General features: G+C 65.8%; 17 protein-coding genes. 9 read left to right on the top strand and 8 right to left on the bottom strand.

What is annotated here, in order from left to right; all coding sequences use genetic code 11:
• Window positions 1-109 precede the first annotated feature (109 nt).
• The 4 genes from ctaC to N4R40_RS02020 are packed head-to-tail and all read left to right on the top strand — an operon-like array spanning window position 110 to window position 4,051.
• Window positions 110-1,006 carry an aa3-type cytochrome oxidase subunit II gene (ctaC, locus tag N4R40_RS02005; protein ID WP_261605696.1) on the top strand — a complete coding sequence of 299 codons (897 nt, stop codon included), beginning with the start codon at window positions 110-112 and terminating at the stop codon, window positions 1,004-1,006.
• On the top strand, window positions 1,006-2,769 hold the full coding sequence (gene ctaD / locus N4R40_RS02010) for an aa3-type cytochrome oxidase subunit I (RefSeq protein ID WP_261605697.1): 1,764 nt from the start codon (window positions 1,006-1,008) through the stop codon (window positions 2,767-2,769). The genes ctaC and ctaD overlap by 1 nt, the downstream gene beginning before the upstream one ends.
• Window positions 2,770-3,204: a cytochrome c oxidase subunit 4 gene (ctaF, locus tag N4R40_RS02015; protein WP_261605698.1), complete on the top strand. Its 435-nt coding sequence runs from the start codon at window positions 2,770-2,772 to the stop codon at window positions 3,202-3,204. It begins immediately after the preceding gene.
• A gap of 49 nt (window positions 3,205-3,253) precedes the next feature.
• Window positions 3,254-4,051: a PP2C family protein-serine/threonine phosphatase gene (locus N4R40_RS02020; protein WP_261605699.1), complete on the top strand. Its 798-nt coding sequence runs from the start codon at window positions 3,254-3,256 to the stop codon at window positions 4,049-4,051.
• Between the two features lie 4 nt (window positions 4,052-4,055).
• Here the strand turns inward: N4R40_RS02020 and N4R40_RS02025 are convergent, their stop codons facing one another.
• The 5 genes from N4R40_RS02025 to ctaE all read right to left on the bottom strand — a co-directional run bounded on the left by N4R40_RS02025 (window position 4,056) and on the right by ctaE (window position 8,825).
• On the bottom strand, window positions 4,056-4,469 hold the full coding sequence (locus N4R40_RS02025; RefSeq protein WP_261605700.1) for a rhodanese-like domain-containing protein: 414 nt from the start codon (window positions 4,467-4,469) through the stop codon (window positions 4,056-4,058).
• Between the two features lie 83 nt (window positions 4,470-4,552).
• Window positions 4,553-6,253 (bottom strand): cytochrome bc1 complex cytochrome b subunit, encoded by a 1,701-nt coding sequence (qcrB, locus tag N4R40_RS02030; protein ID WP_261605701.1) that lies wholly within the window; start codon window positions 6,251-6,253, stop codon window positions 4,553-4,555.
• Window positions 6,250-7,329 (bottom strand): cytochrome bc1 complex Rieske iron-sulfur subunit, encoded by a 1,080-nt coding sequence (qcrA, locus tag N4R40_RS02035; protein ID WP_261605702.1) that lies wholly within the window; start codon window positions 7,327-7,329, stop codon window positions 6,250-6,252. Before qcrA ends, qcrB begins: the two co-directional genes overlap by 4 nt.
• 39 nt (window positions 7,330-7,368) lie before the next feature.
• Window positions 7,369-8,169 carry a cytochrome bc1 complex diheme cytochrome c subunit gene (gene qcrC / locus N4R40_RS02040; RefSeq protein WP_261605703.1) on the bottom strand — a complete coding sequence of 267 codons (801 nt, stop codon included), beginning with the start codon at window positions 8,167-8,169 and terminating at the stop codon, window positions 7,369-7,371.
• A 20-nt stretch (window positions 8,170-8,189) separates the two neighbouring features.
• Entirely contained in the window at window positions 8,190-8,825 is a 636-nt protein-coding gene (ctaE, locus tag N4R40_RS02045; RefSeq protein WP_456085673.1) for an aa3-type cytochrome oxidase subunit III, read from the bottom strand.
• 151 nt (window positions 8,826-8,976) lie between these two features.
• On the opposite strand from ctaE, the gene trpD reads away from it, so the two are divergent.
• The 3 genes from trpD (at window position 8,977) to N4R40_RS02060 (ending at window position 11,676) form a co-directional block, all read left to right on the top strand.
• Entirely contained in the window at window positions 8,977-10,038 is a 1,062-nt protein-coding gene (trpD, locus tag N4R40_RS02050) for an anthranilate phosphoribosyltransferase (protein WP_261605704.1), read from the top strand.
• 102 nt (window positions 10,039-10,140) lie between these two features.
• Window positions 10,141-10,632: an aromatic ring-opening dioxygenase LigA gene (locus tag N4R40_RS02055; RefSeq protein ID WP_261605705.1), complete on the top strand. Its 492-nt coding sequence runs from the start codon at window positions 10,141-10,143 to the stop codon at window positions 10,630-10,632.
• Between the two features lie 51 nt (window positions 10,633-10,683).
• Complete coding sequence (locus N4R40_RS02060; RefSeq protein WP_261605706.1) at window positions 10,684-11,676, top strand: PHP domain-containing protein; 993 nt, start codon at window positions 10,684-10,686, stop codon at window positions 11,674-11,676.
• Between the two features lie 340 nt (window positions 11,677-12,016).
• Here the strand turns inward: N4R40_RS02060 and N4R40_RS02065 are convergent, their stop codons facing one another.
• From N4R40_RS02065 to N4R40_RS02075, 3 genes are all read right to left on the bottom strand, one after another.
• The gene (locus tag N4R40_RS02065) at window positions 12,017-12,934 is read right to left on the bottom strand and encodes a 5'-3' exonuclease (protein ID WP_261605707.1); all 918 of its coding nucleotides are present in this window, start codon (window positions 12,932-12,934) and stop codon (window positions 12,017-12,019) included.
• 30 nt (window positions 12,935-12,964) lie between these two features.
• On the bottom strand, window positions 12,965-13,450 hold the full coding sequence (locus tag N4R40_RS02070) for a hypothetical protein (protein WP_261605708.1): 486 nt from the start codon (window positions 13,448-13,450) through the stop codon (window positions 12,965-12,967).
• A gap of 275 nt (window positions 13,451-13,725) precedes the next feature.
• The gene (locus N4R40_RS02075; protein ID WP_261605709.1) at window positions 13,726-14,244 is read right to left on the bottom strand and encodes a hypothetical protein; all 519 of its coding nucleotides are present in this window, start codon (window positions 14,242-14,244) and stop codon (window positions 13,726-13,728) included.
• A 58-nt stretch (window positions 14,245-14,302) separates the two neighbouring features.
• Between N4R40_RS02075 and N4R40_RS02080 the strand changes: the two genes are divergently transcribed.
• Window positions 14,303-14,722, top strand: a complete 420-nt coding sequence (locus N4R40_RS02080) for a YchJ family protein (RefSeq protein ID WP_261605710.1) — start codon at window positions 14,303-14,305, stop codon at window positions 14,720-14,722.
• A 185-nt stretch (window positions 14,723-14,907) separates the two neighbouring features.
• Window positions 14,908-16,362 (top strand): 30S ribosomal protein S1, encoded by a 1,455-nt coding sequence (rpsA, locus tag N4R40_RS02085; RefSeq protein WP_261605711.1) that lies wholly within the window; start codon window positions 14,908-14,910, stop codon window positions 16,360-16,362.
• Window positions 16,363-16,433: the final 71 nt, after the last annotated feature.

Raw genomic sequence — 16,433 nt, forward strand, 5'->3', positions numbered from 1 at the left:
ACGAAAACCCCCCCCGATAGTCCGGACATCCTGAGCGCATGGCCTGAAACGCGTGAGAGGTTGCCCTAGACTGACTCGTGTCGACCTTCATGACCCCGAAAGGTGAACCGTGCGCGTCAAACGTCGCCTCCGCTGGGCTGTCGTCCCGATGGGGATTGCCACCGCAGTCGCTCTGGCTGCCTGCACTCCGACCGAGCTGAACGGCTACCTTCCCGGTTTCGAGGATGCTGACGCGAAGCCCGCAACCAACCACACCGAGATGGTGTCTGGGCTGTGGGTGAACTCGTGGATCGTCCTCCTCATCGTCGGGGTGATCACGTGGGCGCTGATGGGCTTCGCGGCTGTGGCCTACCGTCGCCGCAAGGGCCAGAGCGGCCTGCCGGTGCAGATGCGCTACAACATGCCGATCGAGATCTTCTACACGATCGTGCCGCTCATCCTCGTCATCGGTTTCTTCGCGTTCACCGCTCGTGACCAGGCGATTCTCGAGACACAGTACGAAGACCCGGACGCGTGCATCACCGCGATCGGCAAGCAGTGGGCCTGGGATTTCCAGTACAACGAGGCTGACTGTGAAGAAGACGAGGCCGCGGTCTGGTCGATGGGTGTTCAGGCGCAGACCGATGCGCAGGGCAACATCATCAGCGAACTGCCCACGCTCTACCTCCCGGTCGACAAGGAAGTGAAGATCAAGCTCACGTCGCGTGACGTGATCCACTCCTTCTGGATCATCGACTTCCTGTACAAGAAGGACATGTACATCGGCAAGGACAACTACTGGTCCTTCACGCCGACCCGTGTCGGGGAGTACGACGGCAAGTGCGCCGAACTGTGTGGCCAGTACCACTCGATGATGCTCTTCAAGGTCAAGGTCGTCGAACAGGCCGAGTACGACGCCTACCTCGACAGCCTGCGCGATGCCGGCCAGACCGGTGGCATCAACGACGCGTACGACCGACTGCAGAACCTGCCCGGTACCGGTGCACACTCCGAGGGAGACAACTGATGGCGACGACGGTTCCCCTCCAGGGCGAGGCTCCCCGCCGCACGTCCACCCTCCCGCCGCGTCAGGCAGCTCTCCTGAGCTCGTCTCGCGTGGAGCAGAAGGGCAACATCATCGTCAAGTGGATCACCTCCACTGACCACAAGACCATCGGGTACATGTACCTGATCGCCTCGGTGCTGTTCTTCCTCCTCGGTGGCGTGATGGCGCTCATCATCCGTGCCGAGCTGTTCGAGCCGGGCATGCAGATCCTCCCCACGAAGGATCAGTACAACCAGCTGTTCACGATGCACGGCACGATCATGTTGCTCATGTTCGCGACGCCCCTGTTCGCCGGCTTCGCCAATGCGATTCTGCCGTTGCAGATCGGCGCGCCCGACGTCGCGTTCCCGCGTCTGAACGCCTTCGCACTGTGGCTGTTCATCTTCGGTTCGTTGATCGCGGTCGCCGGCTTCCTGACGCCGCAGGGCGCGGCGTCGTTCGGCTGGTTCGCGTATCAACCGCTCGCCAATGCGAGCTTCTCGCCCGGTGCCGGTGGCAACCTGTGGATGCTCGGTCTCGGTATGAGTGGTTTCGGAACGATCCTCGGTGCCGTCAACTTCATCACGACGATCATCACGATGCGCGCGCCCGGTATGACGATGTGGCGACTGCCGATCTTCTCCTGGAACACGCTGGTCACCAGCATCCTCATCCTGATGGCGTTCCCCGTGCTGGCCGCCGCGATTCTCTCCGCCGCCGCAGACCGCGTTCTCGGTGCGCACATCTTCGATCCCGCCAACGGCGGAGTTCTGCTCTGGCAGCACCTGTTCTGGTTCTTCGGTCACCCCGAGGTCTACATCATCGCGTTGCCGTTCTTCGGCATCGTCTCCGAGATCCTGCCGGTCTTCAGCCGCAAGCCGATCTTCGGATACAAGACATTGGTGTACGCGACCATCGCGATCGCCGCGCTGTCTGTGTCGGTCTGGGCGCACCACATGTATGTCACGGGAGCTGTGCTCCTGCCGTTCTTCGCCCTGATGACCATGCTCATCGCGGTCCCGACCGGTGTGAAGATCTTCAACTGGATCGGCACGATGTGGCGAGGGTCCGTCACGTTCGAGACACCCATGGTGTTCTCGCTCGGCTTCCTGGTCTCCTTCGTCTTCGGTGGTCTCACGGGTGTCATCCTGGCCTCGCCGCCGCTCGACTTCGCGTTGTCCGATTCGTACTTCGTCGTCGCGCACTTCCACTACGTCGTCTTCGGCACGGTCGTGTTCGCGATGTTCGCCGGCTTCTACTTCTGGTGGCCCAAGTGGACCGGCCGCATGCTGAACGAGCGACTCGGAATGGTGCACTTCTGGCTGCTGTTCATCGGCTTCCACATGACCTTCCTGATCCAGCACTGGCTGGGCGTGGACGGTATGGTGCGTCGCTACGCCGACTATTCCGCCGCAGACGGGTGGACGTGGCAGAACCAGGTGTCCACGATCGGCGCGATGATCCTCGGTGCCTCGATGCTCCCGTTCTTCCTGAACGTCTGGATCACGGCGCGCACCGCGCCCCTCGTCACGGTCAACGACCCGTGGGGCTACGGCGGATCGCTCGAGTGGGCGACGAGCTGCCCGCCGCCGCGTCACAACTTCACGTCGATCCCGCGCATTCGTAGTGAGCGTCCCGCCTTCGACCTGAACCACCCCGAAGCGGCCACGCCGGTCGGCGTGGGCCCGGCAAAGGACGCACCCGACGCCCCCGTCGTAGATCTGGCTGATGGAGAGGTCAAGTAAGTGAAGACCAACACCAACCTCTGGTGGATCCTGGCCGCGTTCTTCTTCTTCTGCTTCGCGCTGTACACCGGCTGGAACATCATCGAGCACTCCGACCGCGCGTGGTACAACGCGATCGAGTGGGTCGGCACGGTCGTGCTGCTGTTCACCGTGTTCATGGCGGCGCTGATCGCGTTCTACGTCAACCGCGTGCACCACGCGCAGGGCGGCGAGCTGCCGGAAGACACCCTGACGGCCGACATCGACGACGCCGATCCCGAGATGGGCGAATTCAGCCCGTGGTCGTGGTGGCCGCTCGTTCTGGCGTTCTCGGCAGCGCTGGCCATCCTCGGACTCGCCGTGGGGACGTTCCTCCTGCCGATCGGGTTCGCGGTGTTCATCATCGCGATCGTCGGTTGGGTCTACGAGTATTACCGCGGGTACTTCGCGCGCTGAGCGGAGAGGGCGGAGCTGACGCTTCGCCCGTCCGTCGGCTCTGCTGACAATGACACTGCACCTCGACACGGGCCTGGCCAGTGATGTCGGCGGCTATCGCGACATCAACCAGGATGCGGCATTCGTCGCGCCCTGGGGAGCCGGTGTCGCCGACGGGGTCGGCGGGGGACCTGCGGGCGATCTCGCCTCGGCGGCGCTCCTGCACCGGTTGGTCTCGGGCGGAGCGCGGGTCGATGACGTGGAGGGGCTGAAACGCCGTATCCGCGGAGCCAACTGGGACCTGGGTGCACATGTCCGCCGCGACCCGGCGCTGACCGGGATGGCGACGACCTTCACCGGTATCTGGTTCGCCCGCGACGGCGCCCTGCTGTTGGCGCACACCGGAGATTCGCGCGCGTATCTTCTTCGGGATGGCCATCTGATCCGTCAGACGCGCGATGATTCGTTCGTTCAAGGGCTGGTCGACCAGGGGGTCGTGCGCGAAGAAGACGCGATGCGCCACCCGCGGCGCAACATCATCACGGCATCGCTCCGCGGTGACGACGGTGACGTCGTGCGCGTCACCGACCGGATGGCGATGCGCGGTGACCGGTGGCTGCTCTGCAGTGACGGTATCAGCGACTATCTGCCGGACGACATCATCGCGGCGGTCCTGCGGTCCGTGGGGGCCGCGCAGGAGGCTGCAGACCTGTTGGTCGCAGCGGCACTCGACGCCGGCTCCCGCGACAACGTGACCGCCGTTGTGGGGGACATCGTGCCGGGGGAGCGCGACGAGGATGAGCTCCCCGACTTCGGCGGCGCGGCCGCGATCCGATTCATGGAGCGCTTCGGAGATCTCGCGGGCTGAGCGCTCAGACCCCGGGTCGCACGAACATGACCCGCGGATCGAACACCCGTGGAAGGTCTCCGTCCACGCCGGTGCAGGGCAGGCCCTCGCGGAGCCAGTATTCGTAGCCGCCGATCATCTCCCGCACGGTGAAGCCGAGCTTCGCGAACTCGACGGCGCCCTTGGCGCCCGCGTTGCACCCCGGACTCCAGCAATAGACGACGACGGGCACTGTCGCGTCGAGTTCCAGGGGTGCGCGATGGGCGATGTCGCGATAGGGCATGTGGATCGCACCGACCACGTGTCCCTGGTTCCAGGCATCCGTGCTGCGCACGTCGATCACGACCACGTGTTCGCCCGCCTTCTGGGTGGCATAGACGTCGGACGGATCGGTCTCGTGGGCGAGCTTCGTCGAAAAGTAGGTCAGGGAGTCGGTCATGACTCCGAAGCTACGGGATGCAGAAAGCGGCGAGGGTGACCGGGACGGTCACGCCTCGCCGCTTTCCGGCCAGATCTCGAAGGTCAGTGGCCCTTGTGATCCGATCCGTCTCCTTCTTCGAGCTCGGCGTGATCCGCCTGCTCGAGGGCGTGGTGCTGATGTGCACGGGCTTCGTCGATGTCGGCCTGCGTGACCGGCGCGAGGCGGTCTTCGAAGAACCACCGCGAGATCGAGGCGCGCATGTTCTCGTGCCAGGGGATACGTCCCTGATCGTTCGGGCGCACGACGAGCGGCTCGTGGGTCTCGAAGTCAACGAGCTTGACGAGCTCGTAGTCATCGACCGGCTGATGGACCTCGATGTACTCGCCACCGGGCAGACGCACGATGCGACCGGATTCGTAACCGTGCAGAGCGATCTCACGATCCTTCTTCTGCAGCGCGAGGCAGATCCGCTTCGTCACGAAGTACGCGAGAACCGGGCCGACGATCAGCAGGGCCTGGAGGGTGTGGATGACACCCTCCATCGTGAGCCAGAAGTGGGTCGCGATGATGTCGGAGGAGGCGGCAGCCCAGAGGACGGCGTAGAAGGTGACACCCGCAGCACCGATCGCGGTACGCGTCGCGGCGTTCCGCGGGCGCTGGGCGATGTGGTGTTCACGCTTGTCGCCGGTGACCCACGCTTCGATGAACGGGTAGATCAGGACGAGGACGATGAAGATCCCGATGATGCCGAGCGGCAGCAGGATGTTCCACGACCAGGTGTGACCCCAGAACACCGACTCGAGGTGCGGCGGCACGAGTCGCAGAGCGCCGTCCGCGAAGCCGATGTACCAGTCAGGCTGCGTTCCTGCCGACACCGGGGAGGGGTCGTACGGACCGTAGTTCCAGATCGGGTTGATCGTGAACATCGAGGCGATCAGCACGATCACGCCGAAGGTGATGAAGAAGAAGCCACCCATCTTCGACATGTAGACGGGCATCATCGGATAGCCCACGACATTGCTGTTCGTGCGGCCGGGGCCGGCGAACTGCGTGTGCTTGTTGACGATCATGAGCATGAGGTGCACGGCGAGGAGCGCCACCAGAATCGCCGGCAGCAACAGGATATGCAGCGTGTAGAGACGTCCCACGATCTCGGTGCCGGGGAACTCTCCACCGAACAACAGGAACGAGATCCAGGTGCCCACCAGCGGGATGCCCTTGACCATGCCGTCGATGATGCGCAGGCCGTTACCGGAGAGCAGGTCGTCGGGGAGCGAGTAACCGGTGAAACCCTCGGCCATCGCGAGGATGAAGAGGATGAAGCCGATCACCCAGTTCAGTTCACGGGGCTTGCGGAACGCGCCGGTGAAGAAAACGCGCAGCATGTGCACGCCGATACCGGCGACGAAGACCAGCGCGGCCCAGTGGTGGATCTGACGGACGAGCAATCCGCCGCGGATGTCGAACGAGATGCGCAGCGACGAATCGAGCGCCGCCGACATCTCCACGCCACGCAACGGCAGGAAGGCGCCGTAGTAATGCGTCTCGACCATGGATGCCTGGAAGAAGAACGTCAGGAAGGTGCCGGACAGCAGCACTGCCACGAAGCTCCACAGCGCGATCTCGCCGAGCATGAACGACCAGTGGTCGGGGAAGATCTTCCGGCCGAGTTCCTTGACCAGGCCCGAGATGCTCGTGCGCTCGTCGATGTAGTTCGCCGCACCCGCAACGAACCGGCCGCCGAGCGGCTTTTCGTTCGGGTTCTTCTCGGTGTCTGTCTCAGTGACAGTAGCGGTGCTCAATGGCGCTCCCAGAAGCTCGGGCCGACGGGTTCTTGGAAATCGCTCTGTGCGACGAGGTAGCCCTCGTCATCGACCGTGATCGGCAGCTGAGGCAACGCACGCGCCGCCGGGCCGAAGATCACCGCGGCCGAACGCGACACGTCGAACTGCGACTGGTGACACGGGCAGAGGAGGTGGTGGGTCTGCTGCTCGTACAGGGCGACCGGGCAGCCGACGTGGGTGCAGACCTTCGAGTACGCGACGATGCCGTCGTAGGACCACTCGAGCTTGTTCTGGTCGGCGGGCAACTGCTCGGGGAGCAGACGCATGAGAAGAACGATCGCTTTCGCCTTCTCTTCGAGATAGCCGTCGTGGTGGCTGAGCTCGGCGAGAGGTGCGGGGATGACGTGCACAGCGGAGCCGAGGGTCAGGTCGGCGGCACGAATCGGCTCACCACTCGGGTCGTGCGCAAGGCGCATCCCTTCCTTCCACATCGTGTGGCTGAGGAGAGCGACGGGGTCGCCAGCGATCGGGTTGCTGGGGCTGTTCTCCGGGGCGAGGCCGCGGAACAGAGTGATGCCCGGCAGGATCGACGCGGCCAGCGCGGCGATCAGCGATCCGCGGATCGCGGTGCGGCGTCCGAAACCGGATTCGTCGTTGGCTGCGCGCAGCGCCTCGACGGCACCGTCACGCGTCGTGTCGCGGCCGCGGGTCGCGTGGCGGGGTTCGATGAACTCCTTGTCGCTCATGACGGCCTTGGACCAGTGGATCGCACCGATACCGAGGGCCAGCAAGGCGAGGCCGATGCCGAGACCGATGAAGAGGTTGTTGTGGCGGATGTCGATGATCCGGCCGCTCTCGATGGGGAAGAGCATGTAGGCGGCGACCGCCCAGATGCTGCCCGCCAGCGAGAGGTAGAACAACGTGTAGACCGTGCGGACAGCGCGCTTCATAGCGGCAGGGTCCTGGTCGGTCACGCGCGCCCGGTGCGGGGGGAGCCCCGGGTTCTGCACGGGGTCGGGAACCGCGACAGCGAGCCCGGCGGAGGGCTTCCACGAAGCCCTCTCGTGCTCGAGCGCGTCTTCCTCGTGTGCCATGGTGCTCCTCGCGTTATTTCTCGTCAGTGAAGTTCGTGATCAGTTGGACTTCGCCGTGATCCACACGGTGAGGCCGATGAGGGAACCGATGCCGAAGATCCAGATGAACAGACCCTCAGACACGGGGCCGAGTGAACCGAGCGAGAACCCGCCGGCCGACTCGTTCTCCTGAAGGAAGATGAGCGACGAGATGATGTCGCGCTTCTCCTCGGTCGTGAGTGTCATGTCATTGAACACCGGCATGTTCTGCGGGCCGGTCGCCATCGCGGCGTACATGTGCAGAGCGCTCGTCGACGTCAGGGCAGGTGCGTACTTGCCCTCCGTGAGCGCGCCGCCGGCGGCGGCCACGTTGTGACACATCGCACAGTTGATGCGGAAGAGCTCGGCGCCGTTGGCGACGTCACCCTCGCCGTCGAGGATCTGCTCGTCGGGGAAGGTGGGGCCGGGAGCCACGGACTGCACCCACGCCGCCATCGCGAGGGTCTGCTCCTCGGTGAACTGCGTCGGCTTCTGCGGGGCCTGCGGTCCCTGTGCCTGCAACGGCATGCGGCCGGTCGACACCTGGAATTCGACGGCGAGCTCGCCGACGCCGTAGAGGGACGGGCCGTCGGCCGTGCCCTCCATGTCGAGGCCGTGACACGTGGCGCAGTTCGCCTGGAAAAGCTTCTTGCCGTCGTCGGCGGTGAGTGACGACGCGACGGTCGTGGGTTCGGTCGCCGCCATCGCGGCGGAGGCGCCGGCGTAGATGCCACCCGTGACGAGCAGGCCGATGCCGATCAGGGCGGCCGCGGCCCACTTGCTGCGGCGGCCGGACTGACGGCGAGGGGTCTTCGATGCCATGGAAGTGTTCAGCTCCGCTCTCACTTGATGAAGTAGATGACGACGAACAGGACGATCCAGACGACATCGACGAAGTGCCAGTAGTAGGAGACGACGATCGAGGACGTCATTTCCTTACGACCGAAGTTCTTGACCGCATAGGCACGGCCGATGACGAGGAGGAACGCGATGAGTCCACCGGTGACGTGCAGGGCGTGGAATCCGGTCGTGATATAGAACGCCGACGCATACGAATCAGAGCTGATCGACACGCCCTCGGCGACCAGGGTGGCGTACTCCCACACCTGGCCGGAGACGAAGATCGCACCCATCACGAAGGACAGGAAGAACCACTCGACCATGCCCCACTGGCGGAACTGCCACAGTGAACCCTTCCGGTACGGCTGGAAGCGCTCGGCGGCGAACACGCCAGCCTGGGCAGTGAACGAGGACAGGATCAGGATCACCGTGTTCGTGGCCGCGAACGGCACGTTGAGTTCGCCGGTGCGCTCTGCCCAGAGCTCGGGCGAGGCGTTGCGCAGTGTGAAGTAGATCGCGAAGAGGCCGGCGAAGAACATGACTTCACTGCCGAGCCACACGATCGTTCCGACCGCGACCGGGTCCGGTCGCTTCACGGAGCGCAAGGCTTGGGGGTATGTCGCTGAAGTGCTCGTCACCTGTCCATTATGGCTGATGTGGGGCAAGGTTTTCGCATCACTGAAGGTGGTTTTGGAACGAATCGTCCCGGCATCCGACTTTCGGAGGGATGAGGAAGCTCTTTGAACCGGCCGTGAGTTCGCCGTCAGAGTGCCGATAGGATCGGTCACCATGGCGGAGCTCTACTCGTGGCCCGAGATTCTCACAGCAGTTCTGGATCGGCGTGACCTGACCGTCTCTGAATCGACGTGGGCCATGCGCCACGTGATGGCAGGCCAGGCGACCCCATCGCAACTGGCGGGATTCCTCGTCGCCCTGCGGGCGAAGGGTGAGACGGTCGATGAGATCGTCGGATTCCGCGACGCGATCCTGGAAGCAGCGGTTCCCCTGCCCGTTCCCGCCGAGGTGCTCGACATCGTCGGTACGGGCGGCGACCGGTTCGGCACGGTGAACATCTCGACGATGTCGGCGATCGTCGCCGCCTCCGCCGGTATTCCGGTCGTCAAGCACGGCAACAAGGCGGCGAGTTCGGCGTCGGGGTCCTCTGATGTCCTCCGGGCGCTCGGTATCGATCTGACACTGTCGCCCGAGCGCGTCGCGGCGGTGCTCGCCGAGGTCGGCATCACGTTCGCATTCGCCTCGGCTTTCCACCCCGGCTTTCGGCACGCCGGCCCCACCCGCTCCGAACTCGGCGTGCCGACGGTCTTCAACTTCCTCGGGCCCCTGTGCAACCCGGCCCGCGCCGAAGCGAATGCCGTCGGTGTCGCGAATCTGGACCGTGTCCCCTTGATTACGGGCGTCTTCCAAACACGCGGTGCCACGGCGCTCGTGTTCCGGGGCGACGACGGCCTCGATGAGCTCACCACGACCGGCCACAGCCGCGTGTGGGAAATCAGTCGTGGTGACATCCATGAGCACGATCTCGACCCGCGCGACCTGGGGATCCCGCTTGCGCAGATCGACGACCTGCTCGGCGGCGACGCGGAGCACAATGCCGCCGTCGTGCACCGCGTGTTGGCGGGGGAGACGGGTCCGGTGCGCGACATCGTGCTTCTCAACACCGCCGCCGGCATCGTCGCGTACGACCTGTTCCGTGACGCGACGCAGGTGCAGCGCCCGATCGTGGAGCGGCTGAGCGACGCTGTCGCCCGTGCCGCCGAGGCGATCGACTCCGGCGCTTCCGCCGCAAAGCTGGCGGCGTGGGTCGAGGCGACCGCGACCGCCTCGGCGTGAGCGGCCCCCTCGTGGCCTTTCTCCGGCGATAAGTCTGGTGAGCGTGGCCTCGTCGGCGCTACGGTGAGTACACACATCACGGCCCCTGAGAGAGGAACCGCCATGTCAGAACAGGTTGTGACGGCAGACACCGTCGAGCCGCCCCAGAAGAAGGTCGGCATCGTCAAGCTTGCCGGTATCCTCGGCATTCTCGGTGGCATCGCACTGATCGTCGTCGGGATCGTGGTCTGGGTGATCGTCTCGTCGCAGCTGCGAGCCGAGAACATCACGATCCCCGATGACGCGATGGCGTTCCAAGGCCAGACGGTCGCCGGTCCCTTGACCGCGTACGTCCAAGCCGACATCATCCAGCACCACGCGCTCGGTGCGTCGGGTGGCAAGACGTATGCCGAGCTCGCACAGGACGATCCGGTGCGCGCCACGATGATGAACGCGTCATTCCTCCGCGCATCGCTGTTCACGTCGGTCGTCTCGTTCGGTGTCGCCGCCTTCGCGATGGGAGTCGGCATCCTGTCGATCTTGTTCGGGTTGGCACTCAACCGGCTGGCGTCGGTGCCGGTCGTCGTCCGACGGTCGACGGTCACCCCCTCCTGATCAGACGGAACGGGCTCGCGCTTCGGTGCGGGCCCGTTTCGCGTACCCGCCATGGAACCCGCAGACGCGCTGGACGAGATCGCTTCGCTCCTCGAGCGCGAGCGCGCCTCGCGCTATAAGTCGAAGGCGTTCCGCGCGGCATCGGCGGCGATCGCCGGGCTGTCCGCAGCGCAACTCGATGACGTCGCGAGCCTGCGTCGGCGCCCCGGGCTCGGCGAGTCCACGGTGCGCGTCATCGTCCAGGCGCGCGAGGGAGCCATTCCCGACTACCTCGCCGAGTTACGTGCGCTACACGGACCGCCCACGTCGGCGCTGCGGTCACTGCTCCGCGGTGACCTGCACGCGCACTCGGACTGGTCGGACGGGCTGACATCGATCGACCTCATGGTCGATGCGGCGCGCGCGCTCGGTCATGAGTATCTCGCGCTCACCGATCATTCCCCGCGGTTGCGCGTCGCGCACGGACTGTCGGCAGAGCGCCTGCGCGAGCAGATGGGCGTCGTCGCAGGGTTCAGCAGTCGGGGGTTCACGCTGCTCAGCGGCATCGAGGTCGACATCCTCGACGATGGCGACCTCGACCAGGATCCGGAGCTCCTCGGCGCACTCGACATCGTCGTGGCATCGGCGCATTCGAAGCTCCGCATGGAGAAGAGGGCCATGACCCGTCGCCTCATCGCTGCGGTGCGTGACCCACGCACTGATGTCCTGGGACACGTCACCGGGCGCTTGATCGCCGGATCACGCGGGCTGCGCCCCGAGTCGGAGTTCGACGCGGCCGCGGTCTTCGCGGCGTGCGCAGAGCGCGGTGTCGCGGTCGAGATCAACTCCCGTCCGGAACGCGAAGACCCACCCGACGAGCTGATCGCCGTGGCGCTCGACGCGGGCTGCCTCTTCTCGATCGCCTCCGACGCGCATGCGCCAGGACAGCTCGCCCTCCTCGCCGAGGGCGCGGCACGCGCGGAAGCGGCCGGCATCCCTCCCGAACGTGTGGTGACGACGTGGTCGCTGGATCGGCTGCGGGAATGGGCCGCGCGGCCGCGCTGAGGGCATGGCGAACCCATCTCGTTCCACATTTTGGGTCTGGTGTGGTCGCTGCGTCGCCCGCGGGGCGGCCACAGAGGACCCAAATCCTCGGGGCCGGGGCCGGGGTCCGGGGTGTGGGGTGGTCGCCGCACGGCGGGCGGAGTGCCTACCGGGAAAACCCTGGGCGCTGGTTTCGGGTCTCGTGTCGTCGCCTGAGCCCTCTAGGGCGGCCACATGGGACCCAAATATGCTGGCGTCGAGAATTTGGGGTCTGGTGTGGTCACTCTGGGGCTCGCGGGGCGGCGACAGGGGGCCCGAAACCTTGGGGGATGCGGGTGGGGATCAGGTCGGGTGCGGAGGCTTAGACGCGCGCAGCGATCGCCGCGACGGCGCGGTCGAGCGAGGAGCCAAGGTTCCACGCGGCGCTGAGGATCGCCACTTCCGCGGAATCCGCGGCGCGGAGGCGGCCATCGGCGTCCGGCAGGTCCAGGGTTCGGACAACTTCGACGACTGTCGGTGCCACGTCGAGGTAGTCGGCGGACGCCTGCAGTTTGGCGCGGATGCCGGCCGTCATCCCCTCGCCCCGCTCGGCGGCGGCGCGGATGCCGGCCAGGTCGCCGTGCGCGGCGAGAAGCGTCGCTGCGGTCTTCTCGCCGATGCCGGCGACCCCCGGGAGTCCGTCGGACGCGTCGCCGCGAAGAACCGCGAAGTCGGCGTACTGACCGGGGAACACGCGGTACTTCGTGACGACGGCGGCTTCGTCCAGGACCTCGAGGTTGCTCATGCCGCGCCCGGTATAGATGACGCGCACGCCGCGCGCGTCGTCGACGAGCTGAAACAGATCGCGATCGCCGGTGACGACATCGACCGCCATCGTCGCCTGCGTCGCGAGGCTGCCGATGACGTCGTCGGCTTCGTGCGCGGCGATTCCGACGATCGGGATGCCGAGGACTCCGAGCTCTTCGCGGATCACCGGAATCTGGACTTCGAGCGGATCCGGCACCACTTCGACGTCGGGACCCACCTCCACTTCGGCGGCGACGCGATGCGTTTTGTAGCTGGGGATGAGGTCAACCCGCCATTGCGGTCGCCAGTCGTCGTCCCAGCAGGCGATGAGGTGCGTCGGCTCGTACGTCGTGACGAGCTTGGCGATCATGTCGAGGAGGCCACGTGCCGCGTTCACGGGCCGACCGTCGGGGGAGCGCACCGTGTCGGGCACGCCGTAGAACGCGCGGAAGTAGAGACTCGCAGTGTCGAGCAGCATCAGTCGGTCGGCCACGTGCACATCCTGCCACGCGCCACCGACTCTTCAGCAGCCGGGGCCACGGGGGTTCTCGAGGCACGTCAAATCGACGAGCGCGGTGCGCACCTCGACGATCTCGATCGCCGCGGAGGGAGTACGCACCTCGAGCAGGCCTGGCACCGCCACGTCCCCACTGCCGAAGTCGACGGTCGCGGAGTACTGGACGATCGCGGACGCGCCGTACGTGCCGCGCGCGCCGTAGGCATGACTGGTCGCGGTCGCGCTGAACTGCGCCTGGCCGAGCGCGGCCCAACTGCGGCCGCCGGTCGCCGATGTGCGCGAGGTGCCGTCGCCGTGGACGAACACGAAGGATGCGGGCACGAACCGCACGGTCACCGGCAGATCGAACAAGGTGCCGGTCGCCGTGTGCGACGTCGCCGCGACGACGAAGTTCATCGGCATCCCGACGATGCCCACGCCGTCCGGCTCATCGGCGAGGATCGATGCCGCCGGTGCGAAGGATGCGACGTCGGCCAGGGTCGGGCGCAGCACGACGATCGAATAGCACCGCGGGTCCCGCGGATCGACCACGCAGTCCGGTCCGGGCGGAGCCGGAGCGGCGGGACCGCCGGGCGAGCGCGGGCCGGCGTCGGGATCGGAACCGTCGTTTCGCCCGCCCCCGGTCGAGCCGCTCCCGGGCTGTATGGCGCCGATATCGACCGTTGATCCGGAGTTCGAGATCGTGCAGAGCCCTGCAGATGCCAGGGCTGGGGCGCAATCACGAAGCTCAGCACTGACACTCATTATGGTTGCGAGTACGAATATCTCTAGCACTGCGACCCGCTCGTGGTGCTTTCGACTATCAGCGCTGAGGGGATAGCCCAGATCACTTTGATTTCTAGTCCGACCACGCTGGCTCGGTCGGATGGGGTCTTGTCCTCGCCCGCCTCGTTCACTACCCGAGAAGCGGTGCTGTCCAGGCACACTAGAACCTCTGCTTGAGTGTCAGACGCGTCCGAAAATGATATTGACTTGACTCGACTTGGCCCCTCAATACGCAGGCCCATCTCAGCGAGCCTCCGGTCGCCGTCCAGATCAACTTCCAACGCGCGCCCCGTCAAAAACCAGGTTGGGTCCGGTTCTGAAGCAGGGTCTTCCCGCCGTGCGTTGACCGCATCGACGTAGGCGCGATACGTGGCCTCGGCGGCGGCGAAGGCTTCCTCCTCGGAGGCGAAACCGGTGGGGGAGGGCGTCGAAGCCGGCTCGGGCGCGCACCCGGTCGCGAGCAGCACGGCGACGACAGCGGCGAACGCCGCACTCGCGATCTGCCGCATCCGATCCGCCATGTGCCTACGCTAGCCAGTGGCCCCGTTCCGGGCACCGGATTATCCACAAGGAGACGGCATGTCGTTCGGTTCCGCCGCAGCGCGCCGAGGTCGTCGCCCGCCACCGGCCGTCCCGTGTCCGTGCGGGAGCGGCCACACCTTCTCCGCGTGCTGCGGACCCGTGCTGGAGGGTGCTTCGGCCCCCTCACCCGAAGCGTTGATGCGGTCGCGGTTCACGGCATTCGCGCTCGGGGATCTCGCGCACCTGCAGAGTTCCTGGCATCCGACTACCCGGCCCCAATCACTTGCGCTCGACGACGCGTCGGAATGGCGCCGGCTCGACGTCATCCGTACGCACCAGGAGGGCACGCGCGGCACGGTGGAGTTCCGGGCGCACTGGCGCGATCCGGCCTCCGGAGCCACCGGCGAGTTGCACGAGGTGAGCCGTTTCCGGCAGTTCAGTGGTCGCTGGTTCTACGTCGACGGCGAGATCGAGTAGGGAACTGCAGGGGACGGGCCGTTCTGATAGCCTTGAGTGTCATTTGTGTGGCGCTATTGCCATGCGTTCGTGACACGCACTCCCTACCCACCGTTTCGGCTTGAGACATCCGGACGTCTTCGGACGGATGGATGCCGCAGACAGCGCGAAGCCCGATACCCAACCCAACAAGGACAACCCACTACATGACTACCGCAACGACCGCCCCGGCCACCAAGCAGGTCGCCATCAATGACATCGGATCTGCTGAAGACTTCCTGGCCGCGGTCGAACTGACGATCAAGTCCTTCAACGACGGCGACCTCATCGAAGGAACCGTCGTGAAGGTCGACCGCGACGAGGTCCTCCTCGACGTCGGCTTCAAGACCGAGGGTGTCATCCCCTCGCGCGAGCTTTCCATCAAGCACGACGTCGACCCCAACGAGGTCGTCAAGGTCGGCGACGAGGTCGAAGCACTTGTTCTCCAGAAGGAGGACAAGGAAGGCCGCCTCATCCTGTCGAAGAAGCGTGCGCAGTACGAGCGTGCGTGGGGCGACGTGGAGAAGATCAAGGAGAACGACGGTGTTGTCACCGGTTCCGTGATCGAGGTCGTCAAGGGTGGACTCATCGTCGACATCGGCCTCCGTGGCTTCCTGCCGGCATCGCTCATCGAGCTGCGTCGCGTTCGCGACCTCACGCCGTACCTCGGCCAGGAGATCGAGGCGAAGATCCTCGAGCTCGACAAGAACCGCAACAACGTCGTGCTCTCGCGCCGCGCCCTGCTCGAGCAGACGCAGTCGGAGTCCCGCACCACGTTCCTGAACAACCTGCACAAGGGTCAGGTCCGCAAGGGTGTCGTCTCGTCGATCGTCAACTTCGGTGCGTTCGTCGACCTGGGCGGCGTGGACGGCCTCGTGCACGTCTCCGAGCTCAGCTGGAAGCACATCGAGCACGCCTCCGAGGTCGTCGAGGTGGGCCAGGAGGTCACCGTCGAGATCCTCGAGGTCGACCTCGACCGTGAGCGCGTCTCGCTGTCGTTGAAGGCGACGCAGGAGGACCCGTGGCAGGTCTTCGCCCGCACCCACGCCATCGGCCAGGTTGCTCCGGGTAAGGTCACCAAGCTCGTTCCGTTCGGTGCGTTCGTGCGCGTCGCAGACGGCATCGAGGGCCTCGTGCACATCTCCGAGCTGTCCGGCAAGCACGTCGAGCTCGCTGAGCAGGTCGTGTCGGTCGGCGAAGAGGTCTTCGTCAAGATCATCGACATCGACCTCGAGCGTCGCCGCATCTCGCTGTCGCTCAAGCAGGCCAACGAGTCGGTCGACCCCAACGGCACCGAGTTCGACCCGGCGCTGTACGGCATGGCGACCGAGTACGACGAGCTCGGCGAGTACAAGTACCCCGAGGGCTTCGACCCCGAGTCGGGTGCCTGGCTCGAGGGCTTCGACGCTCAGCGCGAGAAGTGGGAGCAGGACTACGCTGCGGCCCAGGGTCGCTGGGAGTCGCACAAGGCTGCCGTCGCCAAGGCGATCGAGGCCGAGGCGAACGCCCCGACCGAGACCACCTCGGCTTCGCCGTCGTTCACGTCGGACAGCACCGGCGGCGGAACGCTCGCCGATGACGAGGCACTCGCGGCACTCCGCGAGAAGCTGTCGGGTCGCTGAACCTAGACCCGTGTGAGGGCCGCCGCCTTCGGAGAGATCCGAGGGTGGCGGCCCTTCGCCGTTGTTCGCGC

It is taken from the genome of Microbacterium memoriense (assembly GCF_025398275.1).
Lineage (GTDB): Bacteria > Actinomycetota > Actinomycetes > Actinomycetales > Microbacteriaceae > Microbacterium > Microbacterium memoriense.